This window comes from Pantoea sp. NSTU24, from assembly GCF_050157905.1.
Lineage (GTDB): Bacteria > Pseudomonadota > Gammaproteobacteria > Enterobacterales > Enterobacteriaceae > Pantoea.
This window is the reverse complement of record NZ_JBKIWZ010000001.1, coordinates 222,519-241,936: the sequence shown is the minus strand read 5'-3', so window position 1 is coordinate 241,936 and position 19,418 is coordinate 222,519. Positions and strand designations below refer to the sequence as shown.

Genomic DNA, 19,418 nt, shown 5'->3' with positions numbered 1-19,418 from the left:
GCATCCCCGGAAGCTGACATCAGTCAGTGACCGGGGTAAGCACGCGTAGCCAACACCGCTGAAGTGCGGAGCATGACGCATTTAGCCGTCTAAGCGTCTTGATTGCCAAATACTACCATCCTGTTTATAGTGGCACAAACCCCGGGTGACACCGCATCACACTTCGCGCTTAAGGCCTGACACCATGACGCAGCACAATCTGATACCCGAAAGTAAGCTTCCTTTACTCGGCACCACGATTTTCAGCCAGATGAGTGCGCTGGCTCAGCAGCACAACGCCATCAACCTCTCGCAGGGCTTTCCTGATTTCAGCGGTCCCGACTATCTGCAGCAGCGGCTGGCGTTTCACGTCAGCCAGGGCGCGAACCAGTATGCGCCGATGACCGGTGTGCTGCCGTTACGTGAGGCGATTGCTGAGAAAACCGCGCTGCTCTATGACTACCGGCCCGATGCTGAGACAGAGGTGACGGTGACGGCGGGTGCCACCGAGGCGCTCTATGCAGCGATTACCGCGCTGGTGCGGCCGGGCGATGAGGTGATCTGCTTTGATCCCAGCTACGACAGCTATGCGCCTGCGGTCGCGCTGTCGGGCGGTATCATGAAACGCATTGCGCTGCAGCCGCCCGCCTTCCGTGTCGACTGGACGGCCTTTGCTGAATTGCTGAGTGATAAAACCCGGCTGGTGATCCTGAACACGCCGCACAATCCGTCAGCCACCGTCTGGCAGCAGCAGGATTTCGCCGCGCTGTGGCAGGCGATTGCCGCCCGGCCGGTTTACGTACTGAGCGACGAGGTCTATGAGCATATCTGCTTCGATGAAGCGGGCCACGCCAGCGTGCTGGCCCATCCTGAACTGCGTCAGCGGGCCGTCGCAGTCTCCTCGTTTGGCAAGACTTTCCATGTAACCGGCTGGAAAGTGGGTTACTGCGTTGCGCCTGCGGCGATCAGCGCTGAGCTGCGCAAGGTGCATCAGTATCTGACCTTCTCGGTGAATACCCCGGCGCAGCTGGCGATTGCGGATATGCTGCGTGAACATCCGGAACATTATCATACGCTGCCAGCGTTTTATCGCGACCGCCGCGACCGGCTGGCAACGGCGCTGACCGCCAGCCGCTTTAAAGTTTTACCCTGCCAGGGCACCTATTTCCTGCTGGCGGATTACAGCGCCCTCTCCGACCTGGATGATGTGAGCTTCTGCCAGTGGCTGACCCGCGAAGCAGGCGTCGCGGCGATCCCGCTCTCGGTGTTCTGCGCCGAGCCTTTCCCTCATAAACTGATTCGCCTCTGTTTTGCTAAACAGCCGGCGACCCTGGATGCCGCCGCGGAGCGCTTATGTCAGCTTTGAAAATTACGCTATTGCAGGAAACACTGAGCTGGATGGATGGCGAGGCCAATCTGCGCCATTTCGATGCGCAGCTGGCCAGCCTCACCGGCCGCGATCTGATTATCCTGCCGGAGATGTTTACCACCGGCTTTGCGATGGAGGCCGCGAAAAGCTCGCTGCCCGAGGTGCAGGTGATTGAGTGGCTGCATCAGCATGCCCGGCGCACCGATGCCCTGATTGGCGGCAGCGCGGCGATCCAGACCGATCACGGCGCGGTAAACCGTTTCCTGCTGGTCGCGCCCGACGGCACGGTGCAGCAGTATGATAAGCGTCACCTGTTCCGGATGGCAGATGAGCATCATCACTATCTGCCCGGCGAAAAGCGCCAGGTGTTTGCGTGGCGCGGCTGGCGCATCCTGCCGCAGATCTGCTATGACCTTCGCTTTCCGGTCTTCTCACGCAACCGCAACGATTACGATCTGGCGCTCTACGTCGCCAACTGGCCTGCGCCACGTGCGCGGCACTGGCAGGCGCTGCTGTTAGCACGGGCCATTGAAAATCAGGCCTATGTGGCGGGCTGCAACCGCGTCGGCAGCGACGGCAATCAGCATCACTACAGCGGCGACAGCCAGATTATTTCCCCGCAGGGCGAGATCCTCAGTGAAGCGGAGCCGTATCAGCGCGCGCGGCTGGACGCCGAACTGTCGCTGGAGACGCTCAACGCCTACCGCGAGCGCTTCCCGGCCTGGCAGGATGCAGATCGCTTTTCCCTGTAAGGCCTGACGCGGCAGTCCGCGCCTCAGCTGCCGCGATAGGTTGACCAGGACCAGGGCGAGATCAGAAACGGCAGGTGGAAATGGCTGCCCGCCTCGGCAATCACGAAATCGATCTGCGCGCTGACGTAGAGCGCATCCCGACCGGCGACGGCAAAATAGTCGCCGATTTCGGCGGTTAACCGGTAGTGACCGGGCGACAGCGGTTCGGGCGTCAGATCTTTCAGCCGCCCGTCGTTGTCGGTCGCCCCCTCCGCAACCGGAAACCAGCCCTCAGGGCTGTTCTGCTCCAGGGAAATCGCGACGCCACAGGCGGGTTTGCCCAGCGCCGTGTCCAGAATGTGGGTGGTGATGGTGCTCATTGAATCGTCTCCTTCAGGCGTAACAGGGTGATTTCCCGCAGCTGCTCCAGCGTCTCCTGCTGTTCGTCAGCCTCGCTATTCTGCAACCGGCGCTGTAGCGCCGCCAGCATCTCTTCGCCACTGCGCCCTTTCGCGCGGATCAGAAACACCCGGCCAAAGCGCGCTTCATACGCCTGATTGCCCTGCTGCATCGCCTGCTGCAGGGCGTGGCCAGCCTGCTGCATCGCAGACTGCTCGCCACGCGACAGAGCCGCCTCTTTATCCGCGCCCTCTGCGCGCTCACCGATGCGGGGATGGGCCGTGAGCGCGGCCTGTAACTCAGGCTGCTGCCACTGGCGGGCCAGCGTATCGGCTACCGCCAGCAGCGCCGCTTTACTGTAAAAAGGCCGGGCGGCCACCAGCGCCTGCTGCCAGTGAGGAATGGCCACGCAGTGCCGGATGGCGGCCCGGGCCTCATCGGCGGAAAGCTGATTAAATGCGGCTAATTCCATCTTCAGCTCCGTCCGGCAATCAGCGAAACCGCCTGCAGATAAGCCTGCAGTGCAGGCGCCACATCCGCCACCGCCACCGACTCCGCCGGATGGTGGCTGATGCCGCGATGGTTACGCACAAATAGCATCCCGACTGGCCAGCGTTCGGCGATGGCGATGGCGTCGTGTCCGGCGCCGCTCGGCAGTGAAAGTGTACGCCCCTGCACCGTTTCCACCGCGTGACTCAGCGCCTGTTGCAGCGCGGAGTCACAGGCTGTGGCCCCGATGCGGTAATATTCGTTCGACTCAAAACGGAGTCCGCGCCGCAGCGCAATCGCCTCCGCCTGGGTTAACAGGCTGGAGAGCAGTGCCTCCAGCGGATTATCCTGCGGGCCGCGCACATCCAGCGACAGCGACACGTCGCCCGGGATGACGTTCACCGCGCCCGGCGCGCAGTTCAGGGTGCCGACAGTGGCCACCAGCTGGGGATCCTGCTCCCGGGTGGTCTGCTCAATAAAGACCATCCACTCTGCAGCGGCAGCCAGCGCATCTTTGCGATGGGTCATGGGCACCGTGCCCGCATGCCCTGCCTCTCCGGTAAACCGGCAGTTAAGGCGGCGCGCACCGTTGATTGCCGTGACGACGCCCAGCGCCAGGTCCGCCTGCTCCAGGCAGGGTCCCTGCTCAATATGCAATTCAAGATAGCCGACGATATCCTCAACCCGGCGTGCGGCGGCGGCGATCTGACTGCTGTCGAGACCGATATCGGCCATCGCCTGCGACACCGTGATGCCGTTGCCGTCCGGATGCGTGATCCAGCTCTGCGGCCAGCTGCCGGTAATCCCGCGACTGCCGAGCAGCGTAATGCCGAAACGGGTGCCCTCTTCGTCGCCGAAACCAATCACCTCAATGGCCAGCGGCAGCCGGCACTGATGGTCATGCAGCCACTGTACGGTTTCGATGGCGCTGAGCACGCCCAGCATCCCGTCGTAACGTCCCGCGTTGCGCACGGTGTCCAGATGTGAACCCAGCAGCAGCGCAGGCGCGCCTGCGTCAGCCGCTTCGTAACGTCCACAGATATTGCCGACCTCATCCTGCCATACCCGCATGCCCGCCGCCTGCATCCACTCACCAACGCAGGCGTTGGCACGCAGATGCTCCGGTGACAGGTAGACGCGGGTCAGTCCCTCTGCCGTTTCGCTGATCGCCGCCAGCACATCGCAGCGCGCCATCACGCGCTCTGCAGCGACCCGGGCTTCGCTGGCGCTCATCATCATGCGTGACTCCCGTAGTGATCCCACGCGGCCTGGGCGCCAGCGCCCTGCGGTGTGCGATAACCGAGGTGAGTCAGTACCGTCTCCAGCGCCGACAGGGTCTGCATCACGCAATCTTTCCGTGCGTTGTAACCCATGGTACCGATGCGCCAGACCTTGCCATGCAGCGGACCAAACGAGGTGCCGATCTCAATGCCAAAATCCTCCAGCATCAGCTTGCGCACCTGGTCGCCATTGACGCCGGACGGGATCATCACGCCCAGCACGTTATTCATTTTATGTTTCAGGTCGCCAAAGGTTTCCAGACCCATTCCCTGAATGCCTTTCAGCATCGCATCGCCATGCAGTTTGTGACGGGCGATGCCATTGTCCAGCCCCTCCTGCAGGATCAGACGGGCGCACTCGCGCGCGCCAAACAGGGCGCTGGTCGCTTCGGTATGGTGGTTAAGCCGCTCCGGCCCCCAGTAATCCATGATCATGCCGAGATCGAAATAGTTGGAGTAGATCATCTCCTCTTCGCCATCCTGATGCGCCTCCGTACGGATCCCCTGCTCCACGCATTTGCGCTTGCGGATCACCGCCTCCATCTCCGCGCTCAGGGTGATCGGCGAGGTGCCCGAGGGTCCGCCCAGACACTTCTGCATCCCTGCCGACACGGCATCCAGCCCCCAGGCATCCGTTTCCAGCGGGTTACCCGCCAGCGACGCGGTGGCATCGGTATAGAACAGCACGCCATAGCGTTTGCAGATCGCTCCCAGCTGCTCCAGCGGCTGCAGCATGGTCGTTGAGGTGTCGCCCTGTACCGTGAGCAGCAGACGCGGCCGCACTTTTTTGATCGCCTCTTCCACCTGATCGGGTGTAAAGACCTCGCCCCAGGGGACTTCAATGGTGTGAACCTCGGCGCGGCAGCGGCGAGCAATTTCGCACAGCAGATGACCGAAGCGGCCAAACACCGGCACCAGCACTCTGTCACCCGGCCGGATAGACGACAGCAGAATCGACTCAATACCGGCGCGTGAGGTGCCATCGATCAGCAGTGTCCAGCGGTTCTCCGTGCGGAATACACCGCGATAGAGCGCCATCACGTCGTTCATATAGTGGGTCATCGCCGGATCGTACTGACCCAGCAGCTGACTCGACATGGCGCGCAGCACGCGGGGATCGGCGTTAATCGGCCCCGGCCCCATCAGCAGACGCTGTGGCGGATTCAGTTGCGGGAATTTAGTCATATCCATCATCATTTCCTTTTATGAGGCTCAGAGGCGAACTGAAGAGATAAACTGTTTCAGCTCCGGCGACTGCGGCTGAGCGAACAACGTTTTGCTGTCACCCTGCTCCCAGACGCGCCCCTGATGCATAAAGACCACACGGTCGCCCACGTCGCGGGCGAAATTCATTTCATGCGTGACGAGGATCAGCGTCATCCCCTCTGCCGCCAGCTGCTCCAGGACCTTGAGGACTTCGCCAACCAGTTCGGGATCGAGCGCGGAGGTGATCTCATCACAGAGTAAAACTTTCGGCGTCATCGCCAGCGCACGGGCGATCGCCACCCGCTGCTGCTGACCGCCGGAAAGACTGCCCGGATAGTAGTTAAGCCGTTCGCCCAGCCCGACTTTTTCCAGCATCTGCGTCGCCAGCGCCCGGCATTCGGCGTCACTCTTTTTCAGCACCCGGCGCGGGGCCAGCATTACGTTCTCCAGCGCCGTCATGTGCGGGAACAGGTTGAAGTTCTGAAACACCATCCCGACCGAACGGCTGATTTCACGCGCCTGCGAATCACGATCGGTAATGGTCATCCCGCCGAGCTTGATGCTGCCCTCCTGGTAGCCCTCCAGCCCGTTCATGCAGCGCAGCAGCGTACTTTTTCCCGACCCGCTGCGACCGATGATCGAGATCACCTCGCCCATGTCGATATCCAGATCCACGCCTTTCAACACATGGTTGTCGCCGTAATATTTTTGCACCTGATTAATGGTGATGAGCGGCATTGAATTTTTTCTCCAGATACTGGCTGTAACGGGACAGCGGATAACACATCAGGAAGTAGCCCAGCGCCACCAGCCCGAAGACCTTGAACGGCTGATAGGTCACGTTGTTCAGAATGGTGCCCGCTTTAGTCAGCTCGATAAAACCGATAATCGACGCCAGCGCGGTGCCCTTGATCACCTGGACGGCAAACCCCACCGTTGGCGCGATGCCGATGCGGATTGCCTGCGGGGCAATCACCCGCCACAGCGTCTGGCCAAAATTCAGGCCAAGGCAGCGCGACGCTTCCCATTGCCCTTTCGGCAAGGCGCGGATGCTGCCGTACCAGATGTCGACCAGAAAAGCGCTGGTGTAGAAGGTCAGCGCCAGCGACGCCGCAGTCCAGGGGGCAACATCAATGCCGAACAGGCCGACACCGAAAAAGGCCAGGAACAGCTGCATCAGCAACGGCGTGCCCTGAAATAGCGCGGTGTAGCCACGAATAACGCGCGTCAGCCACTGGCGCTGCAGCAGGCGCATAAACAGCAGCGGCAGTGTCACCAGCGTGCCGCCGACAAAGGCCACCAGCGACAGTAACAGGGTCCAGCGCGCCGCCAGAAGCAGGTTGCGCAGAATGTCCCAGTCGGAAAAGGTCGTCATCATGATGGCTGCACTCCAAACCATTTACGGCCAATCGCCAGCAGCAGATGGCGCATGGCGATCGACAACGCCAGGTAGATCAGCGTGGTCACCAGATAGACCTCAAAACTTAAAAAGGTGCGCGACTGGATCAGGTTAGCGGCGAAGGTCAGCTCCTCATAGGAGACCTGCGACACCACCGACGAGCCCAGCATGACGATGATGCACTGGCTGACCAGCGCCGGATAAATACGCTGCAGCGCCGGAGGCAGCACCACCCGCAGAAAGGTCTGGCTGCGGGTTAAGCCCAGCACTCGTCCCGCTTCCCACTGCCCTTTCGGCGTCACCTGAATCCCGGCACGGATGATCTCTGTGCTGTAAGCCCCAAGGTTGATCAGCATCGCCAGCAGCGCCGCCTCACCCGCCGTCAGCTTCAGCCCCAGCGCCGGCAGACCAAACACGATAAAGAACAGCTGCACGACAAACGGCGTATTGCGGATCAGCTCGACATAGACGCCCCAGAGGCGGCTCATCCAGCCCGGTTTGCCGCTGCGGAGCGCCGCGCCCGCAATCCCAATCGCCACGCCGCCGGTCGTCGCCAGCAGCGTGAGCTGAATGGTGACCCAGAGGCCGGAAAGCAGCTCCGGCCAGTAAGGCCACAGGGCGGGAAAGTTAAGTTGCCCGGTCATGAATCGTTCCTCAGGCGCCGAGGTTCGCAGGCAGCGGCGCTTTCAGCCACGCTTCAGAAAGTTTATTCAGGGTGCCATCTTTAATGCCCTGCTCAATCAGTTCATTCACTTTCGCTTTTAGCGCAGGCTGATCTTTCTTCAGGCCGATAAAGCAGGGTGAATCTTTCAGCATAAACTGCGCGACGGGCGCTTTGGCCGGATTCTGACGCGCAATCGCGGCGACCACGAGGTTGCCGGTGGCGACATACTGCACCTGACCGGAGAGATACGCGGACAGCGTGGTGTTGTTATCTTCATAACGTTTCACCTGCGCATCTTTCGGTGCCACGTCGCTCAGTACCATATCTTCCACCGCCCCGCGCGTGACGCCAATCGACTTGCCGCCGAGGGCTGCTGCCGTCTTAATTTCATCGCCTTTTGGCCCGAAGACGCCCAGGAAGAACGGCGCATAGGCACGGGTAAAGTCGATCACTTTTTCGCGCTCGGCATTTTTACCCATGCTGGAGATCACCAGATCAACCTTGTCGGTCTGCAGGTAAGGCACGCGGTTGGCACTGCTGACCGGCACCAGCTGCAACTTAAGTTTCATCTGCTTTGCCAGGTATTTCGCCATATCGATGTCATACCCCTGCGGCTGCAAATCGGTGCCGACCGAACCAAATGGCGGAAAATCCTGCGGTACGGCAACGCGGATGACGCCGCGCTTCTGGATATCCTGCAGTTGATCGGCCAGTGCGCTTCCCGCCTGAGCCATCAGTAATGCCGCTGCAGCAACCGCTATCAAATCTTTTTTCATTATGCACCCCGGTGAGATTAACGTGAAACAAAAGATTCTTTGAACTGGAATCTGCAACTAATGTGCCAACCCGGCCTGTCAGAAAAAAAGCGATAAACCGGGCGACTCAGGGAGGAATCCGGGCGTAATCAGGGCAATTACGCCACAGCGGGGATGAACTGAAATGGGGCAAAGCACCAGAATGGTGCCTGTTAACGGTGCTCCAGCTCGTCAAATTGCTGATAAAGGTCCGCGATTTGATGAATACGCTGACGTCCCTGGGCCAGGGTTTCATGCAGCAGCGCATTTGCCAGCAGATTGACCAGGCTCATGGCGGCGCTGTAGCTGTCGAAGGCGGAGACGCTGTCCAGCGGCGTACAGAGCTGCCAGCGCGCCAGCGCCATCACCGTCTGCGCCTGCGGCTCACATAGCACCAGCACCGGCACCGCGGCGGCCTGTAACTGTTGCATCAGTGGCCGGATGATGCGGGGACGACGACGAAAGGCTACCACCACCACCATATCCTCCGGGGTGATATCCACCAGTTCCTCAGCCAGCGTCTGGCCCGGCTGCGGCAGGATAAAGACCTGCGAACGCGCCTGCACCAGCTGCTGGCGCAGGTGCAACGCCACCGGATAGGCGTTGCGCATGCCGATGATAAAGACACGCTTCGCCTGCGCCATCTGCCCGACCACCTCACTGAACTGCCGGGCATCCAGGCTGTTGACCCACTGCGTCAGGTTAGCCATCTCCTGTTTGTAATGACGTGCCAGCAGCGTGTTGCCCTGCACGGCATCACGGTTATCCGTGAGTGGCATACCGCTCTGACGCAGAATGCGCAACTCATCGCGCATGTCCTTATATTTTTCATAGCCCAGACGCTTAAACAGCCGACTGACCGTGGCTTTCGACACGCCGCTAAGCCGTGCCAGCTCGGCGCTGTTGTAGCTGATCAGATCGTCGAAGTGATCAAAAACGAAGTCGGCAATACGCTGCTCCTGCGGCGAAAGCTGGGGATAGTGACTTCTGAGTCGTTCATCAAGCTGTTTCATAACCCGTCCTGTAACTTTTGTTTCAGCAGAAGCTAGCACAATTTACGCCAGGTTAATCGCCGCAATCCTCGTTCGGGATGAAAACTGGAACAGCTCTTGCTTCATCAGGGATTCTGTTACCCGAAGAACGAGTGAAAGATGATTCAGAGCAATATGGCCCCGCAGGGGATGGCGGTGACCCCGCACCATCTGGCGAGTGAAAGTGCGCTGGCGGTGCTGCGTGATGGCGGTAACGCCATTGAGGCGATGGTAGCGGCGGCGGCGACCATCGCCGTGGTCTATCCGCATATGAACGGACTTGGCGGTGACGGCTTCTGGCTGATTCTGCCGCCCAACGGGGAGCCTGTGGCTATCGACGCCAGCGGCGCAGCCGGTGCGCTGGCTCACTGCGACTTCTATGCAGATCATCCGACGATCCCCCATCGCGGGCCGAAAGCGGCGCTGACCGTCGCCGGTACGGTCAGTGGCTGGCAGGAGGCGCTGGCGATCTCTGCAGAGATGGGCAGCCCGATGCTGCCGCTGGCGCGCCTGCTGCGGGATGCCATCCGCTACGCCGCCGACGGTATTCCGGTCACGGCGTCACAGACCGCTGCGACCACCACATTCTGCCACGAACTGCAGCATCAGCCTGGCTTCAGCGCCACTTTTATGCCCGATGGCAACGTGCCGCAGCCAGGCAGCCGTTTTACCCAGCCGGCCCTGGCGCAGACCCTTTCTCTGCTGACCGAACAGGGGCTCGACAGCTTCTATCGTGGTGAGCTGGCGCACGCTATGGCCGATGAGATGGCCACGCTGGGTATGCCAGTTACGCTGGCGGACCTTCAGCAGCATCGCGCACGCCGCACAACGCCGCTGCATCTCGCCCACAGCGAAGGTGACATCTGGAATATCACCCCGCCCACCCAGGGCATGGTATCGCTGGCAATCCTCGGCATTACCGACCGTCTGGAGATGGCCGACGCGGATGACGCACAGACGGTGCACCGTATCGTAGAGGCCACTAAAAAAGCCTTTGCGCTGCGCGATAAGCACATCACCGATCCGCGCCACGTTAAAGAAGATTTGCAGGCGCTGCTCGACAGTGATCACCTTGCCACACTGGCCAGCCAGATTGCGGATGGTGACGCCGCCGCCTGGGGCCAGGGACGCGGCCCGGGCGACACCGTCTGGATGGGCGTCATGGACAGCAGCGGGCTGGCTGTTTCCTTTATTCAGAGCATTTACCACGAGTTTGGCAGCGGTGTGGTGCTGCCTGGCACGGGCATCATCTGGCAGAACCGGGGCGCTGCATTCAGCCTCGACCCGGATCATCTGCTGGCGCTGGCGCCCGGCAAGCAGCCGTTTCATACCCTGAATCCCGCCGCCGCGCGGCTGAAAGATGGCCGTACGCTGGTGTATGGCGCGATGGGCGGCGACGGGCAGCCGCAGACCCAGGCGGCGATTTTTACCCGCCATGTGATTCAGGGTCTGCCGCTTCAGCAGGCGGTAAGTGCGCCGCGCTGGCTGCTGGGCCGCACCTGGGGGCAGTCGTCCGACTCGCTGAAACTGGAAGGCCGCTTTGACGCCGAAACCGTTTCGCGGCTGCGTCAGTGGGGACATGAGGTGGAGCTGCTGCCGGACTTCAGCGAATCCGTGGGCCATGCCGGTGCCATCGTGCGGCACAGCAACGGTATGTTCGAAGGCGCCAGCGATCCGCGCAGCAACGGCAGCGCCGCCGGTTTTTAACAGGAGCACATCATGAATCAACACGACTGGGCCGGCTACATCGGCTATATGGAGCAGATCCTGCAGCTGGAACTGGATGAGGCCCGGCGCGCTGAGCTGCTGATCCAGCTTTCGCGCATTGCGGAGATGGCGGCGCCGCTGATGGCGTTTCCGCTGGATGACCGGCTTGAAGTCGCAGGAGTCTATCAGGCATGAACTTAAGTGACGTTTCAATTCAGACCCTGCAGCGGGCGATCCGCCAGGGTGAGATCAGTGCGCATGAGGTGGCGCAGCAGACACTGCAGGCCATTGAACAGCACAATCCGGCGCTGAATGCCTGGACGGAGGTCACCGGGCCACGCATGCTGCAGGAAGCCCGGACGGTCGATGCACAGCGGCAGCGCGGCGAGCCGCTGCCGCCGCTGGCGGGCATTCCCTATGCCGTGAAAAACCTGTTTGATGTGGCGGGTCACAGCACGCTGGCCGGAGCCAGCCTGTTCCGCGATCGTCCGGTCGCGCAGGCGGATGCCTTTGCTGTCGATAAACTGCGCCACGCGGGCGCCCTGCTGTCGGGCATGCTGAATATGGATGCCTATGCCTACGGCTTTACCACTGAGAACAGCCACTATGGCGCGACGCGCAATCCCCGCGATCTCAGCCGCGTGGCGGGCGGCTCGTCCGGTGGCTCCGCCGCGGCCGTGGCCGCCGGGCTGGTGCATTTTTCGCTGGGCACCGACACCAACGGTTCGATTCGGGTGCCTGCCTCGCTGTGCGGTATCTTTGGCCTTAAACCCACCTTTGGCCGCCTCTCGCGCAGCGGCAGCCATCCTTTTGTCGCCAGCCTTGATCATATCGGCCCACTGGCCCGCCGGGTGGATGACCTTGCGCTGGTCTATGACCAGTTACAGGGTGCCGATCCCGCCGATGCGTTTCAGGCTACGCATCCACAGGCCGCCACGCTGCCTTCGCTGGCACTGGGCAGCGAAGGCTTACGCTGCGGTGTGCTTGGCGGCTTTTTTGCCCGCTGGTGCGATGAGGATGCCCGCGCGGCCGTCGCGGTCGTTGCGACCGCGCTGAACGCGCATGAAGAGGTGCTGATGCCGGAGGCGGAGCTGGCACGCTCGGCAGCGTTTATCATGACTGCCGCAGAAGGCGGCAATCACTATCTGCCCGCCCTGCGCCAGATGCCTGAGCAGTTTGAACCGAACTCACGCGAGCGGTTGCTGGCCGGTGCGATAATGCCGGGCGCCTGGTATGTGCAGGCACAGCGTTTTCGTCGCCATTTTCAGCAGCAGGTGTTACCGCTGTTCGACCATTTCGATGTGCTGATCGCCCCGGCGACCCCCTGCAGCGCGATCGCGATTGGTCAGCAGACGCTGTCGATTCAGGGCGAATCGCTGCCGGCTAAAGCGAGTATGGGCATGCTGACGCAGCCAATCTCCTTCCTGGGCCTGCCGGTCTGCACCGTGCCGCTGGCCACCCGCAGCGGCCTGCCAATTGGCTTACAGCTTATCGCCCGTCCATTTAACGAAGAGGCTGTGCTACGCGCCGCCTGGGCACTGGAACAACAGGGCATTACGATACCGCAAATCAATATGGCAGGAGCCTGATGAACAGAGAGATTAATTTACCGCAGGTGCTCAGCGAGGTGACGGCGCAGTTTTATCGCTACGAGCAGGCGCTGGTCAGCAATGATGTGGACGAACTGGATGCGTTGTTCTGGCATGACGCGCGCACCGTGCGCCTCGGCGCGGGTGAGAATCTGTATGGCATTGACGCGATCCGCGCGTTCCGCGCCGCGCGCCCGTCAGCCGGGCTGGACCGGACACTGCGAAATACCGTCATCACCACCTTTGGCGAGGATTATGCAGTCTGTAGCACCGAATTTACCCGCGCCGGCAGCGACAAAACGGGCCGCCAGCAGCAGACCTGGGTACGGATGCCGCACGGCTGGTGCATCGTGGCCGCGCAGGTCAGCCTGATGAGCTAAGCCTTCAGACGCCTGAGCCCGAAAAGGCCAGGCGTCATCACCGTATCAGGGCGCCGGGTGCGTCGCGATCCAGTGGTCTGCAATCTGCTGGCGGGTACAGATCCAGACATCGTCGTGCTGCTGAATGTGATCGAGGAATTTCTGCAGCGCGCGGAATTTGCCAGGCCGTCCCAGCAGGCGGCAGTGCATGCCGATCGACATCATCTTCGGTGCGGTTTCCCCCTCTTCATACAGTACGTCGAAACTGTCACGCAGATAAGTGAAGAACTGGTCGGCGGTATTAAATCCCTGCGGTGTGGCAAAGCGCATGTCGTTGCACTCCAGGGTGTAGGGGATGATCAGGTGTGGTTTCACCGTGCCATCCTGACAGGTCACCTGAGTCCAGAAAGGCAGGTCGTCGCCGTAGTAGTCGCTGTCATAGCTGAAGCCCCCCTGCTCCACCACCAGACGACGGGTATTCGGGCTGTCGCGTCCGGTGTACCAGCCGGTGGGCGCTTTACCAAACAGATCCACCAGCACATCGACCGCCTGCTGCATGTGCTGACGTTCGGTTTTTGCATCCATGCCCTGATAGTGGATCCAGCGCCAGCCGTGGCTGACCACATCATAATCGGCCTGCTTAATCGCCTCCACGATCTCCGGATGACGTGCCAGCGCCATCGCGACGCCAAATACCGTCAGCGGCAGACCGCGCTTCTGAAACTCGTTGTGGATACGCCAGAACCCGGCGCGGGACCCATACTCATACAGCGACTCCATCGACATGTGTCGCTCGGTGTAGCTGGCGGCACCGATGATGTCGGAGAGGAACTGCTCTGACCCGGCATCGCCGTGCAGCACGCTGTTTTCAGCCCCCTCTTCATAGTTCAGGACAAACTGCACCGCCACGCGGGCGTTGCCTGGCCAGGCGGCGTGCGGCGGATGAGCACCATAACCGATTAAATCGCGCGGATAGTTTTTGTTAAAACTGTACTCTTTCTTCTCTGCAGCGTCAGTCATCACTCGCTTCCTGTCTTAAGTCTGGAAAGTTCCGTTAGTTTAGATGCTCAAAGGCACCTGAGAGAGGTTTCTGCAAAGGCCAGGCCAGATCGCCCTGTTTGCTGGTGCCAAAGCCCAGCGCCACCAGCGACTCCACCATTTTCACCGCTGCACTGACGCCATCGATTACTGGCATATCGAGTTCCCGGGTCAGCGACGCTGCCAGCGTCGCCATGCCGCCACAGCCCAGCACGATCGCGCCGCTGCCATCTTCACGTTTCGCCTGTATACAACGCTGCCGCACTTTTTCCTGAGCCAGACCGCTGCCATCTTCCAGCGCCAGGACCGGCAAATCGATCGCATGCAGTGCGGCACAGTGATGGGTAAAGCCATACTGCTGCAGCAGATGGCGCGCAATGATCAGCGTGCGCGGCAGCGTGGTGACGATAGAGAACCGGGTCGCCAGCAGCGTGGCGGTGTGCATTGCCGCTTCGGCAATACCAATCACCGGGCCGCTGGCCAGCTCGCGCGCCGCCAGCAATCCCGGATCGCCAAAGCAGGCGATAACATGGCCGCTGACGCCCTGCGCCCTGCCCAGCTTAACCTGCTCCAGCACACCGATGGCAGCGATCGCTTCGTCGAAATGCCCTTCGATTGAGGGCACGCCCTGCGAGGGTGAAACAGCCAGAATCTCCGTGCCCGGCGCGGCGACGGCCCGTGCAGCCTGACCGATGGTTTCGGTCATCGCCAGGCTGGTGTTGGGGTTGATAACCTGAATGATGCTCATGAGACCGCTCCGAAGTCTGCGGCAAACAGCCGGGAAAAATCGGGAAGGGTTTCACCGCTGCGCTCAAAGTGCAGGCTGGAAACGATGTGATCAAAATGGTGCTGCAGCGCCTCTGTCAGCGGATGAAGCGCACGCGCACGCAGTTGATGCAGCAGCGTAGCGTGGTCGTCACAGCGACAGCCCCGCTGCCAGGGTGCGCCGTACGCGGCAATGACCAGCGATGATCGCTGTGTCAGGCTGGTGACCATGCCGGTCAGCACCTGATTACCGGAAATCGCCTGCAACTGAATATGAAACGCCGCCGAAAGGCGGATGGCGGCCGGGCCATCATGGCTGGCGTGCGCCTGATTCTCCTGCGCGATGAGCTGTTCCAGCGCCACCAGATGTGGCGGCTGAAGATGCGCCAGCACGGCGGGCAGATTGCCGCATTCTATTAAGCTGCGGGTGATGAAGATCTCCCGCGCCTCGTCGACACCCGGCGTCGCGACCTGCGCACCACGTTTGGGCGTCAGGGCCACCATCTGCACCGCCGCGAGGCGTTGCAGCACTTTGCGGATGCCGGTGCGGCTGACGCCAAAGACGCCGGAAAGGGCCTCTTCCGGCAATCTGCTGCCTGGCGGCAGCTGGTGCTCAACGATGGCGTTCATCAGCGCCTGGTAAATCCTTTCATCTTTATCCTGCAGCCTGCCCGCGTCATGCTGGCCTGTTTTATTCGTCATTACCTGCTCCGATCGCTCTCTGCCTGCCACCTATCGTATACGTGAAGAGAAATTATTGTATACAAAAAACGAGATCTGGCCTGAATCCTGCAATACCCCTTTACCAGATTATTCATTTCACTCTCGGTTAGAGGAGCAGGTTTTATGCCAGAACATTCCAGGGTGGCCAGCGCGGCCTCTGAAACCAGTACCCATTACAGCCCACGGCTCTGTAACGAGGACCTGGCCCCCACGCGCGATCAGAACTGGTCGTGGTACAACATTTTCTCTTTCTGGATGTCGGACGTACACAGCATGGGCGGCTATGTGGTGGCCGCCAGCTTCTTTACGCTGGGGCTCGCCAGCTGGCAGGTGCTGCTCTGCCTGCTGGCGGGGATCTGCATTGTACAGCTCTGTGCCAATCTGGTGGCAAAACCGAGCCAGATGGCGGGCGTGCCTTATGCGGTGATTTGTCGTCAGGCATTTGGCGTGTTTGGCGCGAACATCCCGGCGGTGATCCGTGGATTAATAGCGTTTGCCTGGTATGGCATCCAGACCTGGCTGGCGGCGAATGCGCTGATGCTGGTGTTGCTGAAATTTGCACCGTCGCTGACCCCGATGACAGAGCCGCACTGGCTGGGGCTGTCGCTGCTGGGCTGGTGCTGTTTCGGGGTGATGTGGTTGCTGCAGGCGATGGTGTTCTGGCACGGCATGAACGCGATTAAACGGTTTATCGACGTGGCCGGGCCGGCGGTCTATGTGGTGATGGCGGCACTGGCGGGCTGGATTGTATACCAGACCGGCTTTGAGGGGATCTCCTTTACTCTCGCCAGCAAATCGCTTTCACCGGGTGAACAGACATGGCAGATGATCACGGCGACGGCGCTGGTCGTCTCCTACTTCTCCGGACCGCTGCTGAACTTCGGTGACTTCTCACGCTACGGCAAAAACATGTCAGCGATCCGTCGCGGCAACCGCTGGGGCCTGCCGTTTAACTTCCTGCTCTTCTCCATCGTGACGGTGGTGATCGTTTCCGGAACGCAGTCGCTGTTTGGCAAAATGATCACCGATCCGATCGAAACGGTCAGCATGGTCGGCAACGATCTGGCCGTGGCGATTGGATTACTGACCATGATTACCGCCACCATTGGCATCAATATCGTGGCGAACTTTGTCTCGCCCGCGTTTGACTTTTCCAACTGTTCACCGCAGAAAATCAGCTTCAGAACCGGTGGCATGATCGCGGCGGTAGGCTCGGTGCTGCTGACGCCGTGGAACCTCTTCCAGTCACCTGAGCTGATCCACTACACCCTTGACGTGCTGGGATCCTTTATCGGGCCGCTGTTCGGGATTTTACTGGCCGATTTCTATCTGATTAAACGTGGACGTATCTCAGTCGACGACCTGTTCAATGACACGCCGTCAGGCCGTTACTGGTATCGCGGAGGCTTCAATCCCAAAGCCATTGCCGCGCTGCTGCCGTCGGTGGCGATCTGTCTGGTAATCAGCTTTATTCCCTCCCTGCATGAGGTAGCAAACTTCAGCTGGTTTATCGGTGTCGCACTGGCCGCAGGCTGCTATCGTTTCATCGCCCGTGAAGAGCGTGAAGCGACGGATGACGCACGCTGGACTCACGAAAGCATTACGCCAAACAAACAGGCTGCCGTCGAATAGCAGACAGCAAAAAGCCGATTCATTTCTGAATCGGCTTTTTTAAATAGTGGCGGAACGGACGGGGCTCGAACCCGCGACCCCCTGCGTGACAGGCAGGTATTCTAACCAACTGAACTACCGCTCCGCGCTGTGTTCCCCGTCGGGAACGAGGCGCATATTAATAGCAGGCTTATGCGGCGTCAACGCTTTTTCCTGGCGACTAAATCGTTTGCTGTTTTTTTCAGCTCACCGCTGTTTTTCTCCGCAAAATCACAAGGTTCAGCCACGCCAGAGGCAGCTGCCACCCTTCTTCATTACCAGATCCAGACGGGACTCATGGGCAACCACCTCTTCGTCGCTGGCGGTCACCACCCGCAGTGCAGAAGCAGGACGCACGATGCGCTGAATGCTTTCGCCCTGCGCCTGACGGGCGCTTTCGCTTTCTGACAGGAAGGAAAGCGATGTCTGACCGCCGGTCATGGTCAGGAAGACTTCCGCCAGAATCTCGGCATCGAGCAGAGCGCCGTGCAGAGTACGTTTACTGTTATCTATTTCGTAGCGCGAGCAGAGCGCATCGAGGCTGTTACGCTTGCCGGGGAACATGCGACGCGCCAGGGCGAGGCTGTCAGTGATCTTACAAAAGGCTTCGGTTTTCTCAATGCCGCGGTTCAGCTTTGAAAACTCATAGTCCATAAAGCCGATATCAAACGGGGCGTTATGGATCACTAATTCCGCGCCCCGGATATAGTCCAGGAACTCATCCGCAATTTCACTGAAGGCGGGCTTGTCAGCCAGGAACTCATCTGCAATGCCGTGAACGCCAAAGGCTTCCGGATCCACCAGCCGATCGGGCTTGAGGTACATGTGGAAATTGTTGCCGGTCAGGCGGCGGTTGATCACCTCCACCGCACCAATCTCGATGATGCGGTGCCCCTCATAATGTGTCCCGATCATGTTCATGCCAGTGGTTTCAGTATCGAGAACGATCTGGCGGTTATTTGCAGTGCTCATAAGACCCGTTTTATGTCAGACTTGACGCTTTTGAGAGGAAGTCTACCAGAGATGCGCAAACAGGTAGAAATATTCACCGATGGATCCTGCCTTGGGAATCCCGGCCCCGGCGGTTACGGGGCGATTTTACGCTATGGCCAGCATGAAAAAACCTTCAGCGCGGGTTATCGTCTTACGACCAATAATCGGATGGAGCTGATGGCGGCTATCGTCTCGCTTGAGGCGCTGACTCAGCCGTGCGAGGTGGTGCTCAGCACCGACAGCCAGTATGTGCGTCAGGGGATCACCAGCTGGATCCATAACTGGAAAAAACGGGGCTGGAAAACGGCCGATAAAAAACCGGTGAAAAATGTGGATCTCTGGCAACGTCTCGATGCCGCACTCAGCACGCACAAAATTCAGTGGGAGTGGGTAAAAGGTCATGCCGGCCATCCGGAAAATGAGCGTTGCGACGTGCTGGCACGCAGTGCAGCTGAGCATCCTGCCTTTGATGATACCGGCTATAAAACTGAATCCTGATCGTCTGCCTGCCGGAACTGACGTGTGGCGTTGACCGTCTGACGGATTTTGCTGGTGCTGATGCTCTTCTTTGTCCGGGTCGGCAGCAACGGGAAGGTGCGTTTACGTGCCACCACAATGTTCAGACAGCCTAAAGCCGGTAAATGCGCGCTGATGATTTTTCCGCCCTGCTGATGCCAGGGCAGAACCTGAAATCGGGTGCGGTAGACCACCTCATAGTTCAGCAGTCCCAGCCAGTCGAGCAGCCGCATCTGGCTAAACATCCGCCCGCTCCAGGGCGCTCTGCGCGCTAATCCCGGCACTATTTTACTCACGCCAAGCAGGCTGAAGGGATTGAAACCACTGATGATCATCCAGCCATCGTCAATCAGCACCCTGTCGACTTCGCGTAATACCCGATGCGGGTCCTGGCTCCAGGCAAGCGTATGGGCCATCAGACAGGCGTCGACTGACTTCGACTCAAACGGCAACTGCATCGGATTAGCGAGGACCTGAAGCAGCTCACCCTCACGGCCAACATTAACCTGATGTGAAATAGCACAATTTTCCGTATTGATTTCTGCGCTGAGGTTGCCAAGCTTAAGCATATGAAAGCCATATAGCTTTCCAAGGTAGGGCTGGAGCTGCTGCGTCAGCGCATCGCGGAAATAATCTCCCCATGGCATATCGCGCCACGACAGCGGTGCGTTCAGAACCTGGCGTGATTTAGCGGGCTTCATGCTTTACGCTCTTCCTTTTCCTGCGACCTTCGAGAG

General features: G+C 60.1%; 22 protein-coding genes and 1 tRNA gene. 8 read left to right on the top strand and 15 right to left on the bottom strand.

Annotated features, from left to right (window positions below; genetic code table 11):
• Positions 1 to 184: 184 nt before the first annotated feature.
• Together ACLHDD_RS01075 and ACLHDD_RS01070 are read left to right on the top strand one after the other, a co-directional pair.
• Positions 185 to 1,345 (top strand): pyridoxal phosphate-dependent aminotransferase, encoded by a 1,161-nt coding sequence (locus ACLHDD_RS01075; protein ID WP_427102583.1) that lies wholly within the window; start codon positions 185 to 187, stop codon positions 1,343 to 1,345.
• Positions 1,333 to 2,100: an amidohydrolase gene (locus ACLHDD_RS01070; protein WP_427102582.1), complete on the top strand. Its 768-nt coding sequence runs from the start codon at positions 1,333 to 1,335 to the stop codon at positions 2,098 to 2,100. Before ACLHDD_RS01075 ends, ACLHDD_RS01070 begins: the two co-directional genes overlap by 13 nt.
• A gap of 23 nt (positions 2,101 to 2,123) precedes the next feature.
• On the opposite strand, the gene uraH is transcribed toward ACLHDD_RS01070, so the two are convergent.
• The 9 genes from uraH to hpxU all read right to left on the bottom strand — a co-directional run bounded on the left by uraH (position 2,124) and on the right by hpxU (position 9,323).
• On the bottom strand, positions 2,124 to 2,459 hold the full coding sequence (gene uraH / locus ACLHDD_RS01065; protein ID WP_427102581.1) for a hydroxyisourate hydrolase: 336 nt from the start codon (positions 2,457 to 2,459) through the stop codon (positions 2,124 to 2,126).
• Positions 2,456 to 2,950, bottom strand: a complete 495-nt coding sequence (gene uraD / locus ACLHDD_RS01060) for a 2-oxo-4-hydroxy-4-carboxy-5-ureidoimidazoline decarboxylase (protein ID WP_427102580.1) — start codon at positions 2,948 to 2,950, stop codon at positions 2,456 to 2,458. Before uraD ends, uraH begins: the two co-directional genes overlap by 4 nt.
• A 2-nt stretch (positions 2,951 to 2,952) precedes the next feature.
• Complete coding sequence (hpxK, locus tag ACLHDD_RS01055) at positions 2,953 to 4,206, bottom strand: allantoate amidohydrolase (protein WP_427102579.1); 1,254 nt, start codon at positions 4,204 to 4,206, stop codon at positions 2,953 to 2,955.
• Positions 4,203 to 5,438, bottom strand: coding sequence for a pyridoxal-phosphate-dependent aminotransferase family protein (locus tag ACLHDD_RS01050; protein WP_427102578.1), 1,236 nt, complete (start codon positions 5,436 to 5,438; stop codon positions 4,203 to 4,205). Before ACLHDD_RS01050 ends, hpxK begins: the two co-directional genes overlap by 4 nt.
• Before the next feature lie 21 nt (positions 5,439 to 5,459).
• Positions 5,460 to 6,191: an amino acid ABC transporter ATP-binding protein gene (locus ACLHDD_RS01045; protein WP_128086601.1), complete on the bottom strand. Its 732-nt coding sequence runs from the start codon at positions 6,189 to 6,191 to the stop codon at positions 5,460 to 5,462.
• Positions 6,172 to 6,828, bottom strand: a complete 657-nt coding sequence (locus tag ACLHDD_RS01040) for an amino acid ABC transporter permease (protein WP_427105148.1) — start codon at positions 6,826 to 6,828, stop codon at positions 6,172 to 6,174. The genes ACLHDD_RS01045 and ACLHDD_RS01040 overlap by 20 nt, the downstream gene beginning before the upstream one ends.
• On the bottom strand, positions 6,828 to 7,496 hold the full coding sequence (locus ACLHDD_RS01035; RefSeq protein WP_427102577.1) for an amino acid ABC transporter permease: 669 nt from the start codon (positions 7,494 to 7,496) through the stop codon (positions 6,828 to 6,830). The genes ACLHDD_RS01040 and ACLHDD_RS01035 overlap by 1 nt, the downstream gene beginning before the upstream one ends.
• Positions 7,497 to 7,506: 10 nt before the next feature.
• Complete coding sequence (locus ACLHDD_RS01030) at positions 7,507 to 8,292, bottom strand: transporter substrate-binding domain-containing protein (RefSeq protein WP_427102576.1); 786 nt, start codon at positions 8,290 to 8,292, stop codon at positions 7,507 to 7,509.
• A gap of 191 nt (positions 8,293 to 8,483) precedes the next feature.
• Positions 8,484 to 9,323, bottom strand: coding sequence for a MurR/RpiR family transcriptional regulator HpxU (hpxU, locus tag ACLHDD_RS01025; protein ID WP_427102575.1), 840 nt, complete (start codon positions 9,321 to 9,323; stop codon positions 8,484 to 8,486).
• A gap of 138 nt (positions 9,324 to 9,461) precedes the next feature.
• Here hpxU and ACLHDD_RS01020 point away from each other — a divergent pair, with 138 nt between their 5' ends.
• From ACLHDD_RS01020 to hpxZ, 4 genes are read left to right on the top strand one after another with little or no spacing between them, the layout of a single operon-like run.
• Positions 9,462 to 11,048, top strand: coding sequence for a gamma-glutamyltransferase family protein (locus tag ACLHDD_RS01020; protein WP_427102574.1), 1,587 nt, complete (start codon positions 9,462 to 9,464; stop codon positions 11,046 to 11,048).
• 12 nt (positions 11,049 to 11,060) lie between these two features.
• Entirely contained in the window at positions 11,061 to 11,243 is a 183-nt protein-coding gene (gene hpxX, locus ACLHDD_RS01015; RefSeq protein WP_427102573.1) for an oxalurate catabolism protein HpxX, read from the top strand.
• Entirely contained in the window at positions 11,240 to 12,637 is a 1,398-nt protein-coding gene (locus ACLHDD_RS01010) for an AtzE family amidohydrolase (protein ID WP_427102572.1), read from the top strand. Before hpxX ends, ACLHDD_RS01010 begins: the two co-directional genes overlap by 4 nt.
• Positions 12,637 to 13,017 (top strand): oxalurate catabolism protein HpxZ, encoded by a 381-nt coding sequence (gene hpxZ / locus ACLHDD_RS01005; RefSeq protein WP_427102571.1) that lies wholly within the window; start codon positions 12,637 to 12,639, stop codon positions 13,015 to 13,017. The genes ACLHDD_RS01010 and hpxZ overlap by 1 nt, the downstream gene beginning before the upstream one ends.
• Positions 13,018 to 13,062: 45 nt before the next feature.
• Here hpxZ and puuE read toward each other — a convergent pair whose 3' ends face one another.
• The 3 genes from puuE to ACLHDD_RS00990 are packed head-to-tail and all read right to left on the bottom strand — an operon-like array spanning position 13,063 to position 15,501.
• The gene (gene puuE / locus ACLHDD_RS01000) at positions 13,063 to 14,016 is read right to left on the bottom strand and encodes an allantoinase PuuE (protein ID WP_427102570.1); all 954 of its coding nucleotides are present in this window, start codon (positions 14,014 to 14,016) and stop codon (positions 13,063 to 13,065) included.
• Positions 14,017 to 14,050: 34 nt separating this feature from the next.
• Positions 14,051 to 14,782, bottom strand: coding sequence for an allantoin racemase (gene hpxA / locus ACLHDD_RS00995; RefSeq protein ID WP_111140124.1), 732 nt, complete (start codon positions 14,780 to 14,782; stop codon positions 14,051 to 14,053).
• Complete coding sequence (locus tag ACLHDD_RS00990; protein ID WP_427102569.1) at positions 14,779 to 15,501, bottom strand: GntR family transcriptional regulator; 723 nt, start codon at positions 15,499 to 15,501, stop codon at positions 14,779 to 14,781. Before ACLHDD_RS00990 ends, hpxA begins: the two co-directional genes overlap by 4 nt.
• A 144-nt stretch (positions 15,502 to 15,645) precedes the next feature.
• On the opposite strand from ACLHDD_RS00990, the gene ACLHDD_RS00985 reads away from it, so the two are divergent.
• A complete protein-coding gene (locus tag ACLHDD_RS00985; RefSeq protein WP_427102568.1) occupies positions 15,646 to 17,154 on the top strand; it encodes an NCS1 family nucleobase:cation symporter-1 in 1,509 nt (502 codons plus the stop codon).
• A gap of 47 nt (positions 17,155 to 17,201) precedes the next feature.
• Here ACLHDD_RS00985 and ACLHDD_RS00980 read toward each other — a convergent pair.
• Together ACLHDD_RS00980 and dnaQ are read right to left on the bottom strand one after the other, a co-directional pair.
• A tRNA-Asp gene (locus tag ACLHDD_RS00980) sits at positions 17,202 to 17,278 on the bottom strand.
• A 134-nt stretch (positions 17,279 to 17,412) separates the two neighbouring features.
• Positions 17,413 to 18,144, bottom strand: a complete 732-nt coding sequence (dnaQ, locus tag ACLHDD_RS00975; RefSeq protein ID WP_427102567.1) for a DNA polymerase III subunit epsilon — start codon at positions 18,142 to 18,144, stop codon at positions 17,413 to 17,415.
• Positions 18,145 to 18,195: 51 nt separating this feature from the next.
• Between dnaQ and rnhA the strand changes: the two genes are divergently transcribed.
• Entirely contained in the window at positions 18,196 to 18,663 is a 468-nt protein-coding gene (gene rnhA, locus ACLHDD_RS00970) for a ribonuclease HI (protein ID WP_427102566.1), read from the top strand.
• Here rnhA and ACLHDD_RS00965 read toward each other — a convergent pair.
• A complete protein-coding gene (locus tag ACLHDD_RS00965) occupies positions 18,645 to 19,382 on the bottom strand; it encodes a class I SAM-dependent methyltransferase (RefSeq protein ID WP_427102565.1) in 738 nt (245 codons plus the stop codon). The two genes, rnhA and ACLHDD_RS00965, sit on opposite strands and share 19 nt — an antisense overlap.
• Between the last annotated feature and the right edge of the window lie 36 nt (positions 19,383 to 19,418).

What these genes read in the sequence shown, in the direction of transcription:
- ACLHDD_RS01075 (WP_427102583.1), top strand. Translation starts at nt 185, where the DNA reads ATGACGCAGCACAATCTGATACCCGAAAGTAAGCTTCCTTTACTCGGC.
- ACLHDD_RS01070 (WP_427102582.1), top strand. Translation starts at nt 1,333, where the DNA reads ATGTCAGCTTTGAAAATTACGCTATTGCAGGAAACACTGAGCTGGATG.
- uraH (WP_427102581.1), bottom strand. Translation starts at nt 2,459, where the DNA reads ATGAGCACCATCACCACCCACATTCTGGACACGGCGCTGGGCAAACCC.
- uraD (WP_427102580.1), bottom strand. Translation starts at nt 2,950, where the DNA reads ATGGAATTAGCCGCATTTAATCAGCTTTCCGCCGATGAGGCCCGGGCC.
- hpxK (WP_427102579.1), bottom strand. Translation starts at nt 4,206, where the DNA reads ATGATGATGAGCGCCAGCGAAGCCCGGGTCGCTGCAGAGCGCGTGATG.
- ACLHDD_RS01050 (WP_427102578.1), bottom strand. Translation starts at nt 5,438, where the DNA reads ATGGATATGACTAAATTCCCGCAACTGAATCCGCCACAGCGTCTGCTG.
- ACLHDD_RS01045 (WP_128086601.1), bottom strand. Translation starts at nt 6,191, where the DNA reads ATGCCGCTCATCACCATTAATCAGGTGCAAAAATATTACGGCGACAAC.
- ACLHDD_RS01040 (WP_427105148.1), bottom strand. Translation starts at nt 6,828, where the DNA reads ATGACGACCTTTTCCGACTGGGACATTCTGCGCAACCTGCTTCTGGCG.
- ACLHDD_RS01035 (WP_427102577.1), bottom strand. Translation starts at nt 7,496, where the DNA reads ATGACCGGGCAACTTAACTTTCCCGCCCTGTGGCCTTACTGGCCGGAG.
- ACLHDD_RS01030 (WP_427102576.1), bottom strand. Translation starts at nt 8,292, where the DNA reads ATGAAAAAAGATTTGATAGCGGTTGCTGCAGCGGCATTACTGATGGCT.
- hpxU (WP_427102575.1), bottom strand. Translation starts at nt 9,323, where the DNA reads ATGAAACAGCTTGATGAACGACTCAGAAGTCACTATCCCCAGCTTTCG.
- ACLHDD_RS01020 (WP_427102574.1), top strand. Translation starts at nt 9,462, where the DNA reads ATGATTCAGAGCAATATGGCCCCGCAGGGGATGGCGGTGACCCCGCAC.
- hpxX (WP_427102573.1), top strand. Translation starts at nt 11,061, where the DNA reads ATGAATCAACACGACTGGGCCGGCTACATCGGCTATATGGAGCAGATC.
- ACLHDD_RS01010 (WP_427102572.1), top strand. Translation starts at nt 11,240, where the DNA reads ATGAACTTAAGTGACGTTTCAATTCAGACCCTGCAGCGGGCGATCCGC.
- hpxZ (WP_427102571.1), top strand. Translation starts at nt 12,637, where the DNA reads ATGAACAGAGAGATTAATTTACCGCAGGTGCTCAGCGAGGTGACGGCG.
- puuE (WP_427102570.1), bottom strand. Translation starts at nt 14,016, where the DNA reads ATGACTGACGCTGCAGAGAAGAAAGAGTACAGTTTTAACAAAAACTAT.
- hpxA (WP_111140124.1), bottom strand. Translation starts at nt 14,782, where the DNA reads ATGAGCATCATTCAGGTTATCAACCCCAACACCAGCCTGGCGATGACC.
- ACLHDD_RS00990 (WP_427102569.1), bottom strand. Translation starts at nt 15,501, where the DNA reads ATGACGAATAAAACAGGCCAGCATGACGCGGGCAGGCTGCAGGATAAA.
- ACLHDD_RS00985 (WP_427102568.1), top strand. Translation starts at nt 15,646, where the DNA reads ATGCCAGAACATTCCAGGGTGGCCAGCGCGGCCTCTGAAACCAGTACC.
- dnaQ (WP_427102567.1), bottom strand. Translation starts at nt 18,144, where the DNA reads ATGAGCACTGCAAATAACCGCCAGATCGTTCTCGATACTGAAACCACT.
- rnhA (WP_427102566.1), top strand. Translation starts at nt 18,196, where the DNA reads ATGCGCAAACAGGTAGAAATATTCACCGATGGATCCTGCCTTGGGAAT.
- ACLHDD_RS00965 (WP_427102565.1), bottom strand. Translation starts at nt 19,382, where the DNA reads ATGAAGCCCGCTAAATCACGCCAGGTTCTGAACGCACCGCTGTCGTGG.